The 16,595-nt window shown below is 68.4% G+C and carries 17 protein-coding genes, 1 tRNA gene and 4 pseudogenes; 16 read left to right on the top strand and 6 right to left on the bottom strand.

The window, feature by feature from the left end:
• The first annotated feature begins 1 nt into the window (after position 1).
• Both B085_RS50900 and B085_RS0120625 read left to right on the top strand, forming a co-directional pair.
• Positions 2-397, top strand: coding sequence for a hypothetical protein (locus tag B085_RS50900; protein WP_018560480.1), 396 nt, complete (start codon positions 2-4; stop codon positions 395-397).
• A 474-nt stretch (positions 398-871) separates the two neighbouring features.
• On the top strand, positions 872-1,411 hold the full coding sequence (locus B085_RS0120625) for a GNAT family N-acetyltransferase (RefSeq protein ID WP_026251268.1): 540 nt from the start codon (positions 872-874) through the stop codon (positions 1,409-1,411).
• Between the two features lie 666 nt (positions 1,412-2,077).
• Here the strand turns inward: B085_RS0120625 and B085_RS0120615 are convergent.
• Positions 2,078-2,704 carry a TetR/AcrR family transcriptional regulator gene (locus B085_RS0120615; protein ID WP_018560477.1) on the bottom strand — a complete coding sequence of 209 codons (627 nt, stop codon included), beginning with the start codon at positions 2,702-2,704 and terminating at the stop codon, positions 2,078-2,080.
• 142 nt (positions 2,705-2,846) lie between these two features.
• Between B085_RS0120615 and B085_RS0120610 the strand changes: the two genes are divergently transcribed.
• The 3 genes and pseudogenes from B085_RS0120610 to B085_RS50895 all read left to right on the top strand — a co-directional run bounded on the left by B085_RS0120610 (position 2,847) and on the right by B085_RS50895 (position 6,098).
• On the top strand, positions 2,847-3,797 hold the full coding sequence (locus B085_RS0120610) for an alpha/beta fold hydrolase (RefSeq protein WP_018560476.1): 951 nt from the start codon (positions 2,847-2,849) through the stop codon (positions 3,795-3,797).
• 116 nt (positions 3,798-3,913) lie between these two features.
• A pseudogene (locus tag B085_RS51975) lies at positions 3,914-4,028 on the top strand (SAM-dependent methyltransferase); the annotation flags it as partial.
• Positions 4,029-5,306: 1,278 nt separating this feature from the next.
• Positions 5,307-6,098 carry a hypothetical protein gene (locus tag B085_RS50895; protein ID WP_420706615.1) on the top strand — a complete coding sequence of 264 codons (792 nt, stop codon included), beginning with the start codon at positions 5,307-5,309 and terminating at the stop codon, positions 6,096-6,098.
• A gap of 384 nt (positions 6,099-6,482) precedes the next feature.
• Here the strand turns inward: B085_RS50895 and B085_RS0120600 are convergent, their stop codons facing one another.
• Complete coding sequence (locus B085_RS0120600; protein WP_018560473.1) at positions 6,483-6,677, bottom strand: hypothetical protein; 195 nt, start codon at positions 6,675-6,677, stop codon at positions 6,483-6,485.
• Between the two features lie 140 nt (positions 6,678-6,817).
• Here B085_RS0120600 and B085_RS0120595 point away from each other — a divergent pair.
• Positions 6,818-6,891, top strand: a tRNA-Met gene (locus B085_RS0120595).
• 232 nt (positions 6,892-7,123) lie between these two features.
• Here the strand turns inward: B085_RS0120595 and B085_RS49410 are convergent.
• The gene (locus B085_RS49410) at positions 7,124-7,285 is read right to left on the bottom strand and encodes a hypothetical protein (protein ID WP_158689784.1); all 162 of its coding nucleotides are present in this window, start codon (positions 7,283-7,285) and stop codon (positions 7,124-7,126) included.
• Positions 7,286-8,304: 1,019 nt separating this feature from the next.
• Between B085_RS49410 and B085_RS0120585 the strand changes: the two genes are divergently transcribed.
• From B085_RS0120585 to B085_RS47185, 9 genes and pseudogenes are all read left to right on the top strand, one after another.
• Positions 8,305-8,637 carry a MerR family transcriptional regulator gene (locus tag B085_RS0120585; protein WP_018560471.1) on the top strand — a complete coding sequence of 111 codons (333 nt, stop codon included), beginning with the start codon at positions 8,305-8,307 and terminating at the stop codon, positions 8,635-8,637.
• Positions 8,638-8,788: 151 nt separating this feature from the next.
• On the top strand, positions 8,789-9,592 hold the full coding sequence (gene trhA / locus B085_RS43120) for a PAQR family membrane homeostasis protein TrhA (protein WP_026251267.1): 804 nt from the start codon (positions 8,789-8,791) through the stop codon (positions 9,590-9,592).
• 421 nt (positions 9,593-10,013) lie between these two features.
• The gene (locus B085_RS0120575) at positions 10,014-10,217 is read left to right on the top strand and encodes a cold-shock protein (protein WP_018560469.1); all 204 of its coding nucleotides are present in this window, start codon (positions 10,014-10,016) and stop codon (positions 10,215-10,217) included.
• 306 nt (positions 10,218-10,523) lie between these two features.
• Positions 10,524-12,038: a DEAD/DEAH box helicase gene (locus B085_RS0120570; protein ID WP_018560468.1), complete on the top strand. Its 1,515-nt coding sequence runs from the start codon at positions 10,524-10,526 to the stop codon at positions 12,036-12,038.
• 46 nt (positions 12,039-12,084) lie between these two features.
• Complete coding sequence (locus B085_RS0120565) at positions 12,085-12,489, top strand: CBS domain-containing protein (protein ID WP_018560467.1); 405 nt, start codon at positions 12,085-12,087, stop codon at positions 12,487-12,489.
• A gap of 49 nt (positions 12,490-12,538) precedes the next feature.
• The gene (locus B085_RS0120560; RefSeq protein ID WP_018560466.1) at positions 12,539-12,850 is read left to right on the top strand and encodes an SCO5918 family protein; all 312 of its coding nucleotides are present in this window, start codon (positions 12,539-12,541) and stop codon (positions 12,848-12,850) included.
• 152 nt (positions 12,851-13,002) lie between these two features.
• A pseudogene (locus B085_RS43115) lies at positions 13,003-13,298 on the top strand (SCO5918 family protein); the annotation flags it as partial.
• Positions 13,299-13,325: 27 nt separating this feature from the next.
• A complete protein-coding gene (locus tag B085_RS50095) occupies positions 13,326-13,712 on the top strand; it encodes an FhaA domain-containing protein (protein ID WP_018560465.1) in 387 nt (128 codons plus the stop codon).
• 23 nt (positions 13,713-13,735) lie between these two features.
• Entirely contained in the window at positions 13,736-14,122 is a 387-nt protein-coding gene (locus B085_RS47185) for a transposase (protein WP_086020717.1), read from the top strand.
• Here the strand turns inward: B085_RS47185 and B085_RS43110 are convergent.
• Together B085_RS43110 and B085_RS51970 are read right to left on the bottom strand one after the other, a co-directional pair.
• A pseudogene (locus B085_RS43110) lies at positions 14,092-15,223 on the bottom strand (IS110 family transposase); the annotation flags it as partial. The gene B085_RS47185 and the pseudogene B085_RS43110 sit on opposite strands and share 31 nt — an antisense overlap.
• Before the next feature lie 73 nt (positions 15,224-15,296).
• Positions 15,297-15,344: pseudogene (locus tag B085_RS51970) on the bottom strand (hypothetical protein); the annotation flags it as partial.
• Between the two features lie 566 nt (positions 15,345-15,910).
• Between B085_RS51970 and B085_RS50090 the strand changes: the two are divergent.
• Positions 15,911-16,066: a hypothetical protein gene (locus tag B085_RS50090; RefSeq protein WP_018560463.1), complete on the top strand. Its 156-nt coding sequence runs from the start codon at positions 15,911-15,913 to the stop codon at positions 16,064-16,066.
• Between the two features lie 91 nt (positions 16,067-16,157).
• Here B085_RS50090 and B085_RS45730 read toward each other — a convergent pair whose 3' ends face one another.
• Entirely contained in the window at positions 16,158-16,589 is a 432-nt protein-coding gene (locus B085_RS45730; RefSeq protein ID WP_018560462.1) for a hypothetical protein, read from the bottom strand.
• Positions 16,590-16,595: the final 6 nt, after the last annotated feature.

The raw sequence follows: 16,595 nt of genomic DNA, 5'->3' as shown, positions 1-16,595 counted from the left end.
ATTGCCGCACGGCAGACCCGCCCGCCCAAGCCACCAAGCGCAGCCGCTGCACCGCCTGCGGGCCCGCTGGCGGGCCGATGCGGTACGCCGCTTCGGCGCGGCCCTCATCGACGGCCTGCTGGCCCGGGCCCGTGCCGCCGCAGCGGTCATCCGCGCCCGCCTGCACGGCGTTGTTGTGGACGTGTCTGCGGCGGCCGGGTACGTCACCGGGGTCGTGGCGGTGATGAAGCGGGCCCGGTTCCGCCGCCGGCACCTGCTGGCCGAAGCCCGCCGCCACCTCGCCCACACCCTCCATGGCAAGTCCCGCGCCCCGGGCCTGGACCACCGCATCGTGCAGGAAGCCCTCACTGTCCACTGCCGGGAACTCACCGCCCCCGACACTCCTGCCGACCGGTAAGTAGCGGCTACTCACCGCCTCTACCGCACCCGCGTTCCGCTGCCGCCGGAACTCACCGCCCTCGAGGAACAGACGAACCTACTCACCGATCCGGACGGGATACCACGCCTGCCACTGCGCTACGGCCACGCCGTACGGGCCGGCCTGTGGCTGCAGAGCGAGCTGCCTCTGCCGGTCAGCCCGCTCGCCAGAGGACGCTGCAGACAAGAAGTCGGCGTTCAAGACCGTCGCGAATTGAACTCTTTGCGCAGGTCACAGGGCTGAACAACGCCGCAGCGCGACTCAGTGCCTGTTCCATATCTCCGGTTCTGGGTGACGCTGGTGCTGAGCCTGGGCCAGCGTTACGGTGCCGGGCGGCCCGGAGGGCGGGTGTGTGGGGGCTGTAGTGAACGGCTGAGGCCGGGAGCGAGTCCGCCACTATCTACCTCACCGGACTCCACATCGCCGCCGTCTTCATGGCTCTACGATCTTCGTATGAGCGAATGGAGCCTGGCAGGCGAAGAGCTGTCGACCGCCCGACTATCACTGCGGCGTCCGACCGAAGCCGACATCGATGCAATCTTCGCGATCCACAGTGACCCCGCAACCTGCCTGCACAATCCCTCTGACGCCCTCGCTCGGCCCGAAGAGGCCGAGGAGCTCTATCGGCGCTGGAACAACCGATGGCAGAGCTGCGGATACGGGTACTGGGTTGTCCGACGCCACAACTCTGCCCGGCAATTGGGGTTCTGCGGGGTCAAGCCCATGGACCTGAATGGCATGAAGGTTCTCAACCTCTTCTACCGTTTCGCCGCCTCGGCATGGGGTCAGGGCTTCGCCAGCGAGGCGGCGACCGCAGTGACCGACTGGGTATCGCGCCACGTTACCGACCTCCCGCTGATCGCCCGAGTCCGACCGGCTAACGCTGCCTCTCAGCGCGTGGCGGTACGTGCCGGCCTGATGCGGGCAGAACATCTCGACGGCCCCGGATACGACGGCTTCGACTGGATCTACGCAGCGAAACTGCCTGGCTGAGCGCACTCCGAGTGTGTGGTCCCTCGCCGAAGGCCGTTCAATGTTCCGAGCTGAGCCACGAGGTAGGCCGTCATCCGTTCTGCCGCGAGCGGTATCCGGCTAGGACGGGAAGCGTTAGCTGGCCGCTGCCTGCCGACCGGCTCGCGAAGGCATGCGCCGACGAATCAGGCCGCGGACGCTGCCGCGTCCTGGCCGCCTTCGACGACTGACCTGCGACAGGCTGAAGGTCGCCTTGTCTGTCGTTGCGCGCCTGGCGCACGTGCACCGCAACTGATCTACCGGCACGGCGAACTCCACGCCGCCGTACTGGCCCGCGCTGTGCAACCGTCGGCGGGCCCCTCGGGGCCCGAGGTCAGTCGCCGCTTCCTCCAGGCCGACCGGGCTAACCTCGCCGACGCACCCGCCCGGGCCAGCGGTTCGTCGAGCTCGAACAACGGCTGTCCCATGTCCTCGGTCAGGAGGCCTGGCAGGCTGCTGGGCTCGGAGCTTTCACGACGCCGACGCCCTCGATGAGGAGCTGACCCACCTCGAGCCGCAGGTTGCGGAGCTCAACTCGCGGCTTGGTGAACGCGACGAGGATCTGGCAGCCACTCGGGCCACCAACCGCGAGCTGATGTCTCAGCTCAACAGCACTCAGGCTTATGCCGGTGAAGCCGAGAACGGAAGTCACCGGGTCGTAGGCGAGGTCTGCCTGCGATTGAAGATCCTGTCGAGGTGGTACTGGAGTGCCGCGATGGCAGACTCCGGCGTGCGCTGTCCGACAAGGATGCTGGTGCCCATGGTTGCCGTCATGGCAAGCAGGCTGATCGCCTCAGTGCGAGCGTCGGCTCCAGCATCGGCTTGGCCCGCCTCCTGTGCCTGTCGGATCAGTTGGGTGAGGGCATTCTCGGCGGCGTCAGGGTTGTCGATGAACGGCTGGGCGGCGAGGGCCTCGTCGGTCACGGACAGGATCGAGTAGGAACTGTAGAGAAGGTGGAAGATTCGGCTCTCCTCGTCGGTCGGCAGCGAGGCCAGCAGCAGAGCCTCGATGGTCGCGCGGGGGCCCGGGTCTTGGCCGGCAGCGGCGAGGCGGGCGCCAACGCGGGCGGTGAAGCGGTCGGTCAGGTGTTGGAGGCCGTGGAAGAGCAGCTTTTCCTTGGTCTGGAAGTAGTACTGCACCAGGCGCAGTGAGACGCCCGCCTCGGCGGCGACGTCGCGCATGCCGACCGCGTGCAGGCCCTGCCGCCCTGCGACCTGGATGAGTGCTTCAGCGATCTGGGTGCGGCGTTCATCGTGGTCCACGCGCTTGGGCATCCGTGGGTGTCTCCGGCCGTGGTGGGGGTGGGTGGGATCCCTGTTCGCCGTCTGGGCCGGCTCGAGGGCTCCTTTCATGGTACCGCCGTATCACCAATATGATACGATCGTATCATAAAGAGCGGATCTCACGGAGGTGCCCATGCCCGAGAACACGCCCGGAACGCGCCGCGACATAGGGCGCTACGTCAACGACCAGTTGCGCGACCGCTACTTCGCCGCCTGCGACGTGCTTTACGCGAAGGGCGCACCGATCCGCTCCGAGACCGACGTGGAGACGAGCTTCGGGACGACTCACGTCTACCGGTACGGCCCCGCGGACCCGGCGGCCGAGTCCCGCACGCCGGTCGTCCTGATCCACGGCTCGGGCGGCTGCTCCGCGATGTGGTACCCCAACACAGCCGCGCTCAGCGCCGATCGCCCCGTCTATGCCCTTGACACCCCCGGCGACCCGGGCCGCAGCATCCACCGCGCGCCGATGTGGCAACCCGACCGGGCCGCCCAGTGGATGGACGAGGCCCTCGACGCCCTCGGCCTCGACAAGGTCCACCTCGTCGGCTCCTCCTACGGCGGCTGGCTCGTCATCAACCAGGTCCACCGCCGGCCCGAACGGCTCGTCTCCGTCACCGCCCTCGACCCGGGCGGGCTGGAGAAGGTGGGGCTCCGCTTCTTCGTCTGGATCTTCGCCAGCCTCTTCGCCACCTTCGCTCCCAAGCGGCTGCGCCCGGCTCTGGCCAAGTGGCTGGAACAGCCGGTCATATCCGATCCGGATCTGCGCGCCTGGATCCAGGCCGGCGTGAAGGCCTTCCGGATACGCCGTCCCGCTCCACTGCCGCTGTCCGACGCCGAGCTGGGCTCCATCCGGACGCCGTTCTACCTGATCATGGGTAAGCGCAGCCTGCTGGTGCACCCGAAGCGTCAGCTCGAACGCGTTCCTCGGGTGATTCCCGGCGCCCGCGCCGAGATCGTCGCCGCGACCGGACACGGGCCGCAGATCGACCACCCCGACCTCGTCAACGCCCGGATGTTGAGTTTCATGGAGGACGTCGACCCCCTCCACCCGGCGACGCCCCGGGACGTCACCGATGTGTAGCCGGTGAGACAACCGGAACCACTCGCGGGGCGTCAAAGGGGGACAGCAAAAACCTTGACCTCTCGACCGCTCGCCCCAGACAGAGAGCAGATGGCCCTCAGGGGCAGCTCATCATGCACCGTCAGGCCGGCCGTGAGGCCGAGTACGACTACTTCGACGCGACCCACTGGACCGACGAGTGGACCATGGGCGGCCAGACCGCCGCGGATCAGCATCTGGCACAGGCCGCTGGCTTCGCGAGGAGTTCCTTGTGCTGGGCTCGCCGCGGCGGTGTCCGGCGCCGCGGCGCTGGTCTGCCTCACCACCTGGACATACCGGCCGGTCAAGGGGTGGTCCAGGGGCATAGCGGACATGGCAGGCCGGTGGCGGGTCAGGCTGCGGTCAAGGGGTCGGTGTGCACGGTGGTGGTGCTGCGTGGGTGCTGGATGCGCGCGGCTGTAGACCCTGCCGTCTGTCCCGGCCGCTGTGCGGGCTGGAGGAATGAGTGTCGCCGTGTTGCCTGTACCTGCTTCGTTGTTCTGTTGGGCAGACCGGTCCCCTGGTGTAGCGGGAGGCGGGTCACCGCCCTTCGGCGGTGGCTGTGGCTGTGGGGGATCGGTCGGCTTGCCCGTGTTGGGCAAGCCGCCCCGGGTTCCTGTGGGGGCCGCTTGGGGACCTCCTTGGGTCCCCACTTGAGTGCCGCGTACCCGGGACGGAGGGAAAACCACTGGTCGGTCCGGGAATCCGTGCGCTTCCCGGACCGTCACAACCCTCTTGTTCCCTCTGTGTCAGTGGGGGAGGAGATCCTCGGGTTCCCGGGGGCCGGGTGCCCGCCGGGGACCTCCGGGGCCGGGTGGCCCGGTGGGTGGGGCGTCCGGCCGGGGGCCGGCCGCGCTGGAAGGGGGGCGGGGCTGATGGCGGGCAGACGGATCACGAATCCGGCGGGTTCGTCGAATGATCTGCGCGGTGATGTGCTGCGCGTGCTGGGTGTGTTGAAGGTCGCCACGACTGATCAGATCCAGCGGATCGCTGCACCGCACCTGTCGTTCCGGCACACGGACAAGGAGACCCCGGCCGAGCAGAAGACGGCCCGCACGGCCGCGCACGCCGGCGCGCTGTCGGATCTGCGCAGGCACGGCCTGTCCGAGAACGGCGGTACCACCAAGGGCGCCGAGACCTTGCGCAACCTGACCGTCACGGGCCTGGAAGCCGCCTCCCACGAACTACGCCGCCCGCTGTCGGAGATGGGCGGCCCGGCCCGCGGCGCGGGCAGCAGCGGAGCCGCACACGCCCTGTCCGTCAACGAGACCGTCATCGCCCTGCTCCGCCCGAAACCGGACCTGACCCGGCTCACGGGCGAGCCGCCCGAAGCGCTCACGGCGGCCCGCGCCGCCGTCGCTGCGCCGGGCGGGATCGGCAGCCTCGCCTCCTACGCCACCGAGGTCCCGCTGCCGGCGAACGGGGTCGTGGAACGTGCCGGGCCGGGGCGGCGTCCAGGCCGACATCGTGGTGACCGCCCGGCAGGACGGGGTGCCGTTGCTGTTCGTCGAGGTCGACAACTGCCACGAGAGCGAGGAGGAACTTGCGGACAAGCTGGAGAAGTACGCGCGGTTCTTCCAACGGCAGGTGAAGGACACCGACGGCCAGGAGCGGCCGATGTGGCGGACCCGCTGGCCGGCCCCGGACGGCCAACTCGGGTACGACGTGCCGCACCCGCCGGTGCTGCTGGTCTTCCACCGCGTCGGCGACCGCAACCCGGACCGCACCGTCCCCCGCCTGGCCGACCTGACACGTCACCTGTGGCAGGGCCAGTGGGATCGCGACGGCTATCACCGGTACGACCAGAAGATCCCCATCATCGCGACCGGGCTGAACAACCTGCGCAAGCACGGCCCGGCCGGAGCCGTCTTCCAGCGCTTCGGCCGGACCGACATGCAGACCCTCACCGACGCCATCGGCAACCCCCGCAAAGACGCCGCCCACGCCCGCGCCCGCGCGGCGCAAATCGCCCGTCAGGCCGCGTACGAGGCCGAACAGCAACGCAAGGCCGAGCAGAGAGCAGCCAAACGCGAAGCCAAACGCCCGGCCTGCGCGGAATGCGGAGACAAGTTCCCCGACGACCGCTGGGAAGCGGCCGACAACTACCCCAAGGCCACGTCCAGGTGGCATCCGACGCTGTGCGAGAACTGCGAAAGCCACGCCAGGGTCGCCGCGCTCCAGGCCGAGCAGGCCGAACGCGAACGCCGCGAGCAGGAAGAGGCGGCAGCCGCCGCCGAAGCCGCGCGCAGGGCCGGCGGCTGGCTTGCCCGTTTCCGGAGCTGACCTGCGGGCAAGCCGAGCGTGCACGTGGGCAAGCCCCTGCCGGGGCGGCTTGCCCGCCACCCGGGACCCTGCTCGGGTGGCGGGCCCTAATGCTGTCCTAAGGTTCGACGTCGCCCGGGTTGCGGGCACTGCTTGGCGCGGGTAGCTCCCACGGTGGTCTGGACGGTGGCTTGGAGGGTAACCGCCACCGGTGCACCGAGCGGTGCGCCGAAGGTAGCAACGCCCGTCTCCGCAGCCCTGGCGCTGTTGCTGGTCGGGCGGGGAGGGCAAGCCGGTACGGGACGGCGACACCTCCTTCCGGTAATAGTCTGGGAGAGGTCTGGGCTCCAAAAGGGCTGGCCGGTGTGCCGGGTGCGGGCCGCGGTGGAGTGCGGGCACTCCCGGTCAGGTGGCCACGCCGCTCCACGGGCGCACGACCGCGGGGTGGGGCTCGCCGTCACCGAGGGCCAGGAGCCGCCATCCGTGCGGGGCGACGTCCGCATCGGTGGCGGTGGCGGTGTTGGCGAGGACTTCGAACACCGCCCCGCACAGCTCTTGCCGGGACAGGCCGCTGTGCAGGATCCGCAATTCCGTGAGCACTGGTTCATGCGGGAACGTCAGAATCCGGATGGGTGAGCAGTGGCCATGTCGGTCGATCATGAGCAATCAGGCTCAGTCCGAGGGCAGGCGAAAGCCGATTGGGGCGATCCGGGTCGGTGCCGTACAGTTCACCGTGCCGACGCGGGGTGGAGCAGCTCGGTAGCTCGCTGGGCTCATAACCCAGAGGTCGCAGGTTCAAATCCTGTCCCCGCTACTCAGACATGAAGGCCCGGTATCCACCGGGCCTTCACTGCGTGTGGGCCGGTTCGAACCTGGTTCTTGGCGAATTAGGGCACCGAGGTCGCAGAAGGCGTCAACGTACTGGGCTGCACTGAAGTTGTACGTCGCCTCGGCAATCTGCCCCCGCGACCCGGGGCAGGTCGTTGAGTCAGTGCTCATGATCACCCGGATGTGCTCGGACGGTGCCCATGATCAGCCAACGGTGCTCACGGAAGCGCGGATCCTGCAACGCTGATCTCCATCAGGGCGAAGGTGTCCACGGGCGCGGTGATCTGGCCGTGAGCCCACGCGTTCAGCGCCACATGCGTGGTGAGTCGGCCGACGCGCACGATGCGGGCCAGCGTGAGGCGGTACTCCGCCATAGACATCCCCCGGATCACTCCCACGAATGTCACCCTCCGTCGTCTTGCGGCAACAGGCAATCCCCGGTCCTGGCATCTGCCCTGGTGAGCCACCGGACGCCCCGGTGAAGAACGGCACCCGAGGGCCGTACCGGCGGGTTGGGACGTGTACCGCATGGGTGGCGGCAGGGTGGGGTGGCCGGGGGGTCGTGGACCGGTCCGCCGGGGCCGACGCCTCGCACTCTGTCCGCGTTGCTGTCGGGGTCGACTACCTCACCGTCCAGACCCAAAAATCTGTGTTGGCCGGAGTAGACATTGAGCAGTGGCGTGGTTATTGTTTCTCCCGTAGCCCAGAGAGACAGCAGGGCCTGGCAGGGACGAACTGCCGGCAGCAGTATCCGCAGTACAGCTGGTTGCAGTGCGCAGGACGGTGCGGCGGTGGAGTTCCGGAGCCAGAGCGGTTGCAGGACGGCGACGGGGCTGACGGCCGGACCGGGTGGCCCGCAGTGATGAGGGGCCGCCGTGAGTAGTACCTGTAGGTGCAGTGCGCAGTGCCCAGCAGTGAAGTCAGTGAGCGGTACCTCGGTGAAGGCGTCGGCTGCGGACGCGCGCGCCGGGAGGTTCGGCAGTGGGGTTCTAAGCCAGAGCAGACGCAGGACGGGCGACGGGGCTGGCTGCCGGAAAGTGGCGCTGTGGCAGGTCACTGAGCAGTTCGCATCACCAGCAGTACGCAGGAGAGCAGTACCAGCAGTTGCAGTCCCTCCTGTTTGGCAAGCAGTTGATCATCGAGGGAAGAACGGAGGAGCGAAGCGCCATCAGGATCGCCCGGGCGGACATCGTGAGCCCGGGTACCGCAGGACATCGTTAGTGAGGTGGTCTCCGGTCACGCATCCGCGATCCCCGCGCCCCCGACTGCATGTCGGTTGGGTGGGCGGAAACAGAAGGCCGGTGTACTTCTAGGGCCGGCAGATGGTGTGGCAGTTCCTTCGGGGCCCTGGTGCCATATGGCACCAGGGCCCCTCAGTGCGGTTTCCCAGAGAGGTGCAATGACAGCAGACGACTCGTTCGGCCGTCTCGATGACGACGACTACCCCGCCTACACGATGGGCCGGGCCGCTGAGATGCTCGGCACCACGCAGGGTTTCCTGCGCGCCATCGGCGAAGCCCAGCTGATCACCCCGCTCCGCTCCGAGGGTGGACATCGCCGCTATTCCCGCTACCAGTTGCGGATAGCGGCCCGCGCCCGGGAGCTCGTCGACCACGGGACGCCCATCGAGGCGGCCTGCCGCATCGTCATCCTTGAGGACCAGCTCGCAGAAGCCCAGCGCATCAACGCCGAACACCGCCGCGCCGCAGCCCGGCAGGCGGCCGACATCTGACGCGCACATGAGGTTCTCCAGGTCATCAAGGCCCTGATGCCTTCGATGTGCCCGCCCCACGGCGGGCGGCGAAGCCGCCCCGGGCCGTTGACCTACAGTCCGGGTCGACGTGACGGGCCGCATTCTTCCGCCGACTCCAGGATATGAGCGCATGATCGCCGAAGAGATTCAGCCGCCGTCACACGGGCGGGAGTCCCAGCCTCACCCCGGCACCACGCCCGACGCCCTGCGCACTCCCGCACTCAACGCGCCTGTTGGCACACCCGGCCGGCTGACTGCCGGGCAGAGCGCCGCCGGCCCGGCAGGTGGGGTGGAGCGGGCGGCGGCTGCGCTGAAGCCGAGGATGCGCGGGTGGCTGCACGCGGGCGTGTTCCCTCTCGCGCTGGTCGGCGGCATCGTGCTGATCGCCGTTTCGCGGTCGGGTGCGGCGGTGGCTGCTTGCTCGGTGTATGCGCTGTCGGCGTGCCTGCTGTTCGGTACCAGCGCGGTCTACCACCGGGGGAGCTGGGGTCCGCGTGGGGAGGCGGTCCTGCGGCGGCTGGACCACGCGAACATTTTCCTGATCATTGCCGGTACGTACACCCCGTTGGCGGTGCTGCTGCTGCCCTGGGGCCGGCAGCTGGTGCTGCTGGCCGTGGTGTGGGCAGGCGCCTTGGCCGGCATCGCCTTCCGCATGCTGTGGATCGGGGCTCCCCGGTGGCTGTACACCCCGTGCTACCTGGTGCTGGGCTGGGTGGCCGTCTTCTACCTGCCCGACTTCGCGCGCACCGGGGGCAGCGCGGTGCTCGTACTTGTCATCGCCGGTGGTCTGCTCTACACGGCGGGCGCCGTGGTGTACGGACTCAAGCGCCCCGACCCGTCACCGGCCTGGTTCGGCTTCCACGAGGTCTTCCACGCCTTTACCATCGCCGCCTTCACTGCGCACTACACGGCCATCGTCCTGGCAGCCACATGACTGACTTGGCGGGGCCGAGTTCCCGGCATCTCCTGCCGTGCTCAGCCACCCGAGGCGGGGGTGGATCAGGGGTGCAGCAGAGATGATCCTTCGAGTGGTGAACGGCAACCGTCTTCCTTGATCTGCGCTCCCGATGGGCCAGTATCTATTGCCGTCAGGGGAGGGTTTGGCGCGTGATGCGGGGAGAATTCTGCCCGCAATGAACGGAAGGAAGTTATTCAGCGTACGCGGGCCGCCACGGCGTGCTACTGTCGATCCCAGTTGCAGTTTTGGTACCCAAAAAACTTCAAGCGTCTCCCGCTGGCCATGTGCCGAACGGAAGCGCTTTGTATTTCCGGTCATTTTCCGGGCAGGGCATCATCGCGGCGACACGGCGTCCGTACGGTACGGATTCCGGTGTACTGCCCAAAGGAGATATGAAATGACTGCTGGCACCGTGAAGTGGTTCAACGCGGAAAAGGGTTTCGGCTTCATCGAGCAGGATGGTGGCGGCGCTGACGTGTTCGCCCACTTCTCGAACATCGCCGCCCAGGGCTTCCGCGAGCTGCAGGAGGGCCAGAAGGTCACCTTCGACATCGCGCAGGGCCAGAAGGGCCCGACGGCCGAGAACATCGTGTCCGTCTGACGCTGACGTGTAATACGTAGCTGGGGCCCGCATCCCTCGGGGTGCGGGCCCCAGCTGCATATATTTCCGCAGTGATTGCACCTGCGGGAACATGATAGTGAGGGGACGCGACCTCTTCGGGGCCGTACCCGTCGATGCGCCGGATTGAACCCCCGCGTGCCATCACGAAATTTCGCTTACGCCGACACGGATTTCCCGTGATCCCCGTTCGCTTTCGCATTCCATTCGGCTCGTTCTTGTGATTCCCCGCGCTGCTCTCCCGCTGCGGGAATTCCTTGATACGTGCCGTATCAAGGAAGGTTCTCAATGAACCCCACACGTACGAACGACCGCTCCTCCCGCTCCCGCCGCCGCACCGGCGGCCCTGCTTTCGGTTCCGCCGCTGGTTCGGTTCGGGGCAGCCGCTTCGGCCCGTCCGCCCCGAGCCGTTCCGGGGGTCCGAGCCGCTCGGGCGGCTACGGCCGCCGGCCCGCAGCCATCCCGGGCGAGTTCGCCCTGCCGAAAACGATCACTCCCGCACTGGTCGCCGTCGAGGCGTTCGCCGACCTCGACATGCCCCGGGAGCTGCTGGCCGCGCTCACCGCGCAGGGCGTGGCGGTGCCGTTCCCGATCCAGGGCGCGACCCTGCCGAACACCCTCGCGGGCCGTGACGTCCTGGGCCGCGGCCGGACCGGCTCCGGCAAGACCCTCGCCTTCGGCCTGGCCCTACTGGCCCGAACCGCCGGACAGCGCGCCGAACCCCGCCAGCCGCTGGCCCTGATTCTGGTCCCCACCCGGGAACTTGCTCAGCAGGTGACCGATGCCCTCACCCCCTACGCCAGAGCGGTGAAGTTGCGTCTGGCCACCGTCGTCGGCGGGATGTCGATCGGCAAGCAGGCGGGTGCGCTGCGGGGTGGCACCGAAGTCGTCGTGGCCACCCCAGGACGGCTCAAGGACCTCATCGACCGCGGCGACTGCCGGCTGAACCAGGTCGCGATCACCGTCCTCGACGAGGCCGACCAAATGGCCGACATGGGCTTCATGCCGCAGGTCACCGCACTCCTGGACCAGGTACGCCCCGAGGGCCAGCGGATGTTGTTCTCCGCGACCTTGGACCGCAACGTCGACCTCCTGGTCCGCCGCTACCTCACCGACCCCGTCGTTCACTCCGTGGACCCGTCCGCAGGTGCGGTCACCACGATGGAACACCACGTCCTGCACGTGCACGGCGCCGACAAGCACCGGATGACGACGCAGATCGCGGCGCGCGAGGGCCGGGTGATCATGTTCCTGGACACCAAGCACGCGGTGGACCGGCTCACCCAGGACCTCCTCAACAGCGGAGTACGGGCGGCCGCCCTGCACGGCGGGAAGTCACAGCCGCAGCGCACCCGCACCCTCGCCCAGTTCAAGACCGGGCACGTCACCGTGCTGGTCGCCACGAACGTCGCGGCCCGCGGCATCCACGTCGACAACCTTGACCTCGTCGTCAACGTGGACCCGCCGACCGACCACAAGGACTACCTCCACCGCGGCGGCCGCACCGCCCGCGCGGGCGAGTCCGGCAGCGTCGTCACCCTGGTCACCCCCCACCAGCGCCGCGACATGACCCGCCTCATGGCCGCCGCCGGCATCGTGCCCCAGACCACCCAGGTCCGCTCCGGCGATGAAGCCCTCAACCGGATCACCGGCGCCCAGACCCCCTCCGGCATCCCCGTCACCATCACCGCGCCGGCGCCCGAGCGGCGCAAGCGCAGTGCGGCCTCCCGCGGTCGACGCAGTCCCGCTTCGGGTGCCCGCCGCGTAAGCGTGCGGCAGTCCGCCTTTGACGCGGCGGCCTGAGCACCACGTGATCAGGAAACTGACCCATCTCTGCAGGAGGCACCTTTTGACGCTGGTCCAGATGCAGCCCCGCTCGGCGAGTGCCACCCCCGTGCACAAGACGGTGGCCGACGCCATGGACACCGCCGGACCGCAGGTCTGTGACGACATGACCGTCGAGGTGGCCCTGTCCGTCATGGCCAGTGCCCGCGTCGGGCACCTGCTCATCTGCGACAACGACGGCCTGTGCACCGGACTGGTCACCCAGGCCCAGCTCACCGCCGTTCGTGACAGCTCCGCCTACACCGACCGGGTCCAGCTGCGCGACATCCTCGGCGACCGCGGGCCGTTCACCTCGCCCGTGACCACGATGGCCGAAGCCGAGCACGCCATGCGCTACCGCCGGCTCGATGCCCTGCCTGTTGTCGACGAACAAGGCAGCGCTCTCGGCGTCCTCGCCCTTGCCCGCTGAACCGCCCCACCGCGGCAGAACCATCCCCTCCTTCTCCCTGTGAGGCATCATGCGCTGTGTCATCGCCCGCTTCCCCTTCGACCTCACCAAGACCGGCGTCCTGCAATCCATGACGGGCATCAAGCCCGAGCCGGTCACTGGCGAGTCCGTGACCATCGGCCGCCGCACCTACCCCGTCAAACAGGTCGGCCAGGTCATCACACGCCAAGACCGCCGCGATTTCAGCGCGGGCGAGGTCCTGCGGGCCATGACCCAGCTCGGCTTCACCTGCCGCGGCCTTCCCCAGACGGCCGCACCCACGCGCGCCCTCAGCCCGCTCCAGCAGGCTTCCGCGATGCTCGGCGCCCCTGCGGCCATCTGACCGACGAGCAGGCGCGAGCGGCTGTGCGGCCGTGTGCCGCCTCGTGTCAGTAGCCAGGCGGGGTCGGCTGCCTGGTGTCAGCAGGCCGTTCCCGACCCCCTACAGAGGCCGGCTCCGGCCCCTCTTCCTTCCCTCTCTCCCTGTGAGGCATCATGCGCTGTGTCATCGCCCGCTTTCCGTTCGACCTGACCAAGAACGGCGTGCTGGAGACGATGAAGGGCATCAAGCCCGAGCCGGTCACTGGCGACTCCGTGATCGTCGGGCGCCGCCACTACCCCGCCAAGCAGGTCGGCCAGGTCGTCACTCGTCAAGACCCCCGCGACGTCAGCGCGGGCGAGGTCCTGCGGGCCATGACCCAGCTCGGCTTCACCTGCCGCACCCTTCCCAAGGCCGCGACGCGAGGATCGTCGATCCGCTCCAGCGGGCTTCCGCGATGCTCGGCGCCCCATGTGCCCGCCTGACTCAGGAGCCCCCGATGAGGTTCTTACGCGCGAGTGAACGCCTCATGGAGCGCTGGGCAACGAATGTGCGGTGCTACCTGCTGCCGACCAAGCCGAAGCCGGGCGAGGTCGTGGCAATACTCCTGCGGCAGTGCGACGACAACGCCCTTATCTTCGGCCGGCAGCACATCGTCGTGCCCAATGCCTTCGTCATCGAACTGCCCCCGGATATCCACCGGCTGCTCTGCGACAGCCCCCTGCCCGTGGCACCCGCCCTCGTCCATCAGGTGTGCCGTCATGCCGCCGAACAGGGATACACCTTCGCCGGCCCGGTCGCCGTCGACCTACGCCCCGCTCCAGGTGACACGCCCGCCCGGTTCCGCGTCCACAGCCGCATCACCCCGGCGCGAGGGCGACCCTAGAGCGTGTCGTCAAACGATCTTGCCTGATACGTCGCCATGAACTGTCGGACGCCGAGTGGGAGTTCGTGCGGCCGCTGCTACCCCATGCCGAGACGGGGCGGAAACGGCTGGACGACCGGATGGTCCTGAACGAAATCGTGTGGAAGTTCCGGACCGGGTCCGCCTGGCGGGACGTGCCCGAGCGGTACGGGTCCTGGGCCACCTTGCACCCGGTTCCGCCGGTGGGCTGCCGACGGCACCTTCGACCGGATGCTGCGGGCCGCCCAGGCGAAGGCGGATGCGGCCGGGGCCGTCGACTGGATGGTGTCCGTCGACTCCACCATCGTGCGAGCCCACCAGCATGCCGCCGGGGCACGAAAAGGTGCCCCTATGGCCTTCGTCAAGCCGCGGTAGGGGTCGGCGGGTCGTAGAAGGTGCCGTCGCGGAGCATGGCGAAGAGCACGTCGATGCGGCGTCTGGCGAGGGCGATCAGGGCTGCGACGTGGTGTTTCCCCTCGCGGCGTTTTCTGTCGTAGTAGGCCCGTGACTCCGGTTGCGAGAGCGAGGCGAATGCGGCGAGGTGGAAGGCGCGTTTGAGCTGCTTGTTACCTCGCCGAGCGGGGTGTTCGCCGCGGATGGAGGAGCCGGAGGCGCGCGTGACCGGAGCCAGGCCGGCGTAGGCGGCCAGGTGTCCGGCCGTGGCGAAGCCACTGCCGTCGCCGACGTCGATGAGGATCCGGGCGGCGGTCCTGACCCCGATGCCAGGTATCGAGATCAGGACCGGGGAAAGAGGGTGAGCCCATAGCAGTTCCTCGATTCCGGGCTGCGAGGAGTCTGCGCTGGTCCACCAGGGAGCCGAGGCTGGAGACGAGATTGGGGATGATCAGTGCGGCGGCGTCGGTGCCGGGGACGACCACGGTCTGCTCGTCGAGCGCGGTAAAGATGTCCTCGACCAGGCGCTCGGCCATCCGCGGGGCCTTCGGCCGCAGCAGCGTGACCAGTTTGCGCCGCCCTGCCTTCCTCAGCAGGGCAGGAGAGTCGAAGCGCTCGAGGAGGGCGAGCACGGCAGGGTGGTCCAGGCGGGGGCCGCGGACCTTCTCAAGCGGCGGATGGATCTGTGTCCGCAGGTCCCTCAGGCGGTTCTTGGTCCGTGTCACCTCGGTGGCCAGGTCATCGTCGAACCCGGTCAGCATCTCCAGCTCGGCCACGGTCTCGTCAGCCGCCTCGATGGCCCGCAGCGTGTGCGGCATCGAACGGGCCGCGTCCGCGATGACATAGGCGTCGCGAGCGTCGGTCTTGGCCTCGCCGGGGTAGAGATCAGCGATCCGCCGCATCGTCAGGCCCGGCAGATAGGCGACACGACAGCCCGCGTCACGAGCCACCGCCAGAGGCAGTGCACCTATGGAAGCAGGCGGGTCCACCACCACCAGGACGGTGCCGTGCTTGGCCTGGAGCTTGGCAAAGACCTCGCGGAGCTTCGGCTCGGTGTTGGGCAGCCGCTTGTCGAAGGTCCTCTTCCTCTCCGGGGTGAGCGCCGTCGGCGGCGGGCGGTACGTACTCGAGCGCGGAGTGAAGACGTTCTTCGTTGTACCAGGTGACCCACTGGAAGGTCGCCCGCTCGACCTGGTCGAAGTCCCGCCACGGCCCTTGCATCTCGATCAGCTCGGCCTTGAAGGTGCCGTTCAGCGCCGGCCATAGCGTTATCGTACGAGTCGGCCACGGAGCCGACGGAGGCGGCGGCACCGATGTCGGCGAGCCGGTCGGTATACCGAATTGGCACGTATCGGGACCCGCGGTCGCTGTGATGAATGAGGCCGGAGCCTGCCTTGATCCGGCGTCTCCACAGAGCCATCTCCAGCGTAACCAGGGCAGTTCAGTCCTCATGTGGTTCGCGACCTGCCAGAGCCTCTTTATAGATGCCGAGGTCCTTCGCGACGTGGGCGATCGGGCGGCCGGTGATGCGGACCTCGCAGACCGCGCGCTCGCGGAGCTCGTCCGGGTATTTACGGTGCTGCCATGGTGCTGGTGGATCTCCTTCGCAGGGACCGCAACCCTGTCATCGGGGACTCCACCAATCTCAGTACAGCTCAGCATCCCCGGTTGTTGAGAGTAGTGCCGGGCTGTCTTTGACACCCGGGTTGTAGTCCATCGGGTGGAGGGTCCTCGTCTTGTGCGTGTTGTCCCTTTAGTCTGGGGGCAGCCGTCGAAGGGAGGCCGCCATGTCGGATAAGCCGATGGGCCCGCTGGGTACGGAGATGCGGGAGATCACATTCCCGGACCACTCCCGCGGGATCATCCTGGTGCAGGCGGGGACCCCACAGGACGAGGCCGATGAGATGGCCGCACGCGTGTGGGCCGAGCTGCCCAAAGGCTAGGGCCGTGAGGGAGTACCTGGAGAAGGCTGTCGAGGCGGCGTAGAGAGCCGGCAGCGACCGCCGCGTTTGCCTCTTCGCTCCCCGCCTGGGGTCATGGTTCTTGTCGGCGGCGGTGGTCTGCTTCCTGGAGGGCCCTCTTGTATGTTTCTGCGGCTTCTGGGGGTCGGCCTGCGCGGGCGCTGAGGTCGGCGGCCAGCAGCCTGTTGAGAGCACTGGGTTGGCGCTTTCGGCTGTACTCGAGCAGCAGGAGGGCTGTGAGCTCACCCTGGCGGAGATACAGATGCGTCAGGGAGTCGGACGCGCCGGAGACCAGCGCCCGGTGCACACGCTTTTCGTAGGCGCGTCTGTGCAGCTCGGCGAAACGGGTCTGAGGTTCCTCGAACAGGCAGGGCTGGGCGGGAAGGTAGGGGGCCAGGCTGTCCAACAAGAAGGGGAAGTCCTGGCCATCCTGACAGTAGTACGGCTGTTCCCTGCTGCCGGATCCGGCAGGGTCGAGGCGGAAACGGACGACGAAGGCCGTCACGAGCCG

Source organism: Streptomyces sp. BoleA5, assembly GCF_000373665.1.
Lineage (GTDB): Bacteria > Actinomycetota > Actinomycetes > Streptomycetales > Streptomycetaceae > Actinacidiphila.
Note: the sequence above shows the minus strand (reverse complement) of the source record. Positions and strands in the feature narration are given on the sequence as shown.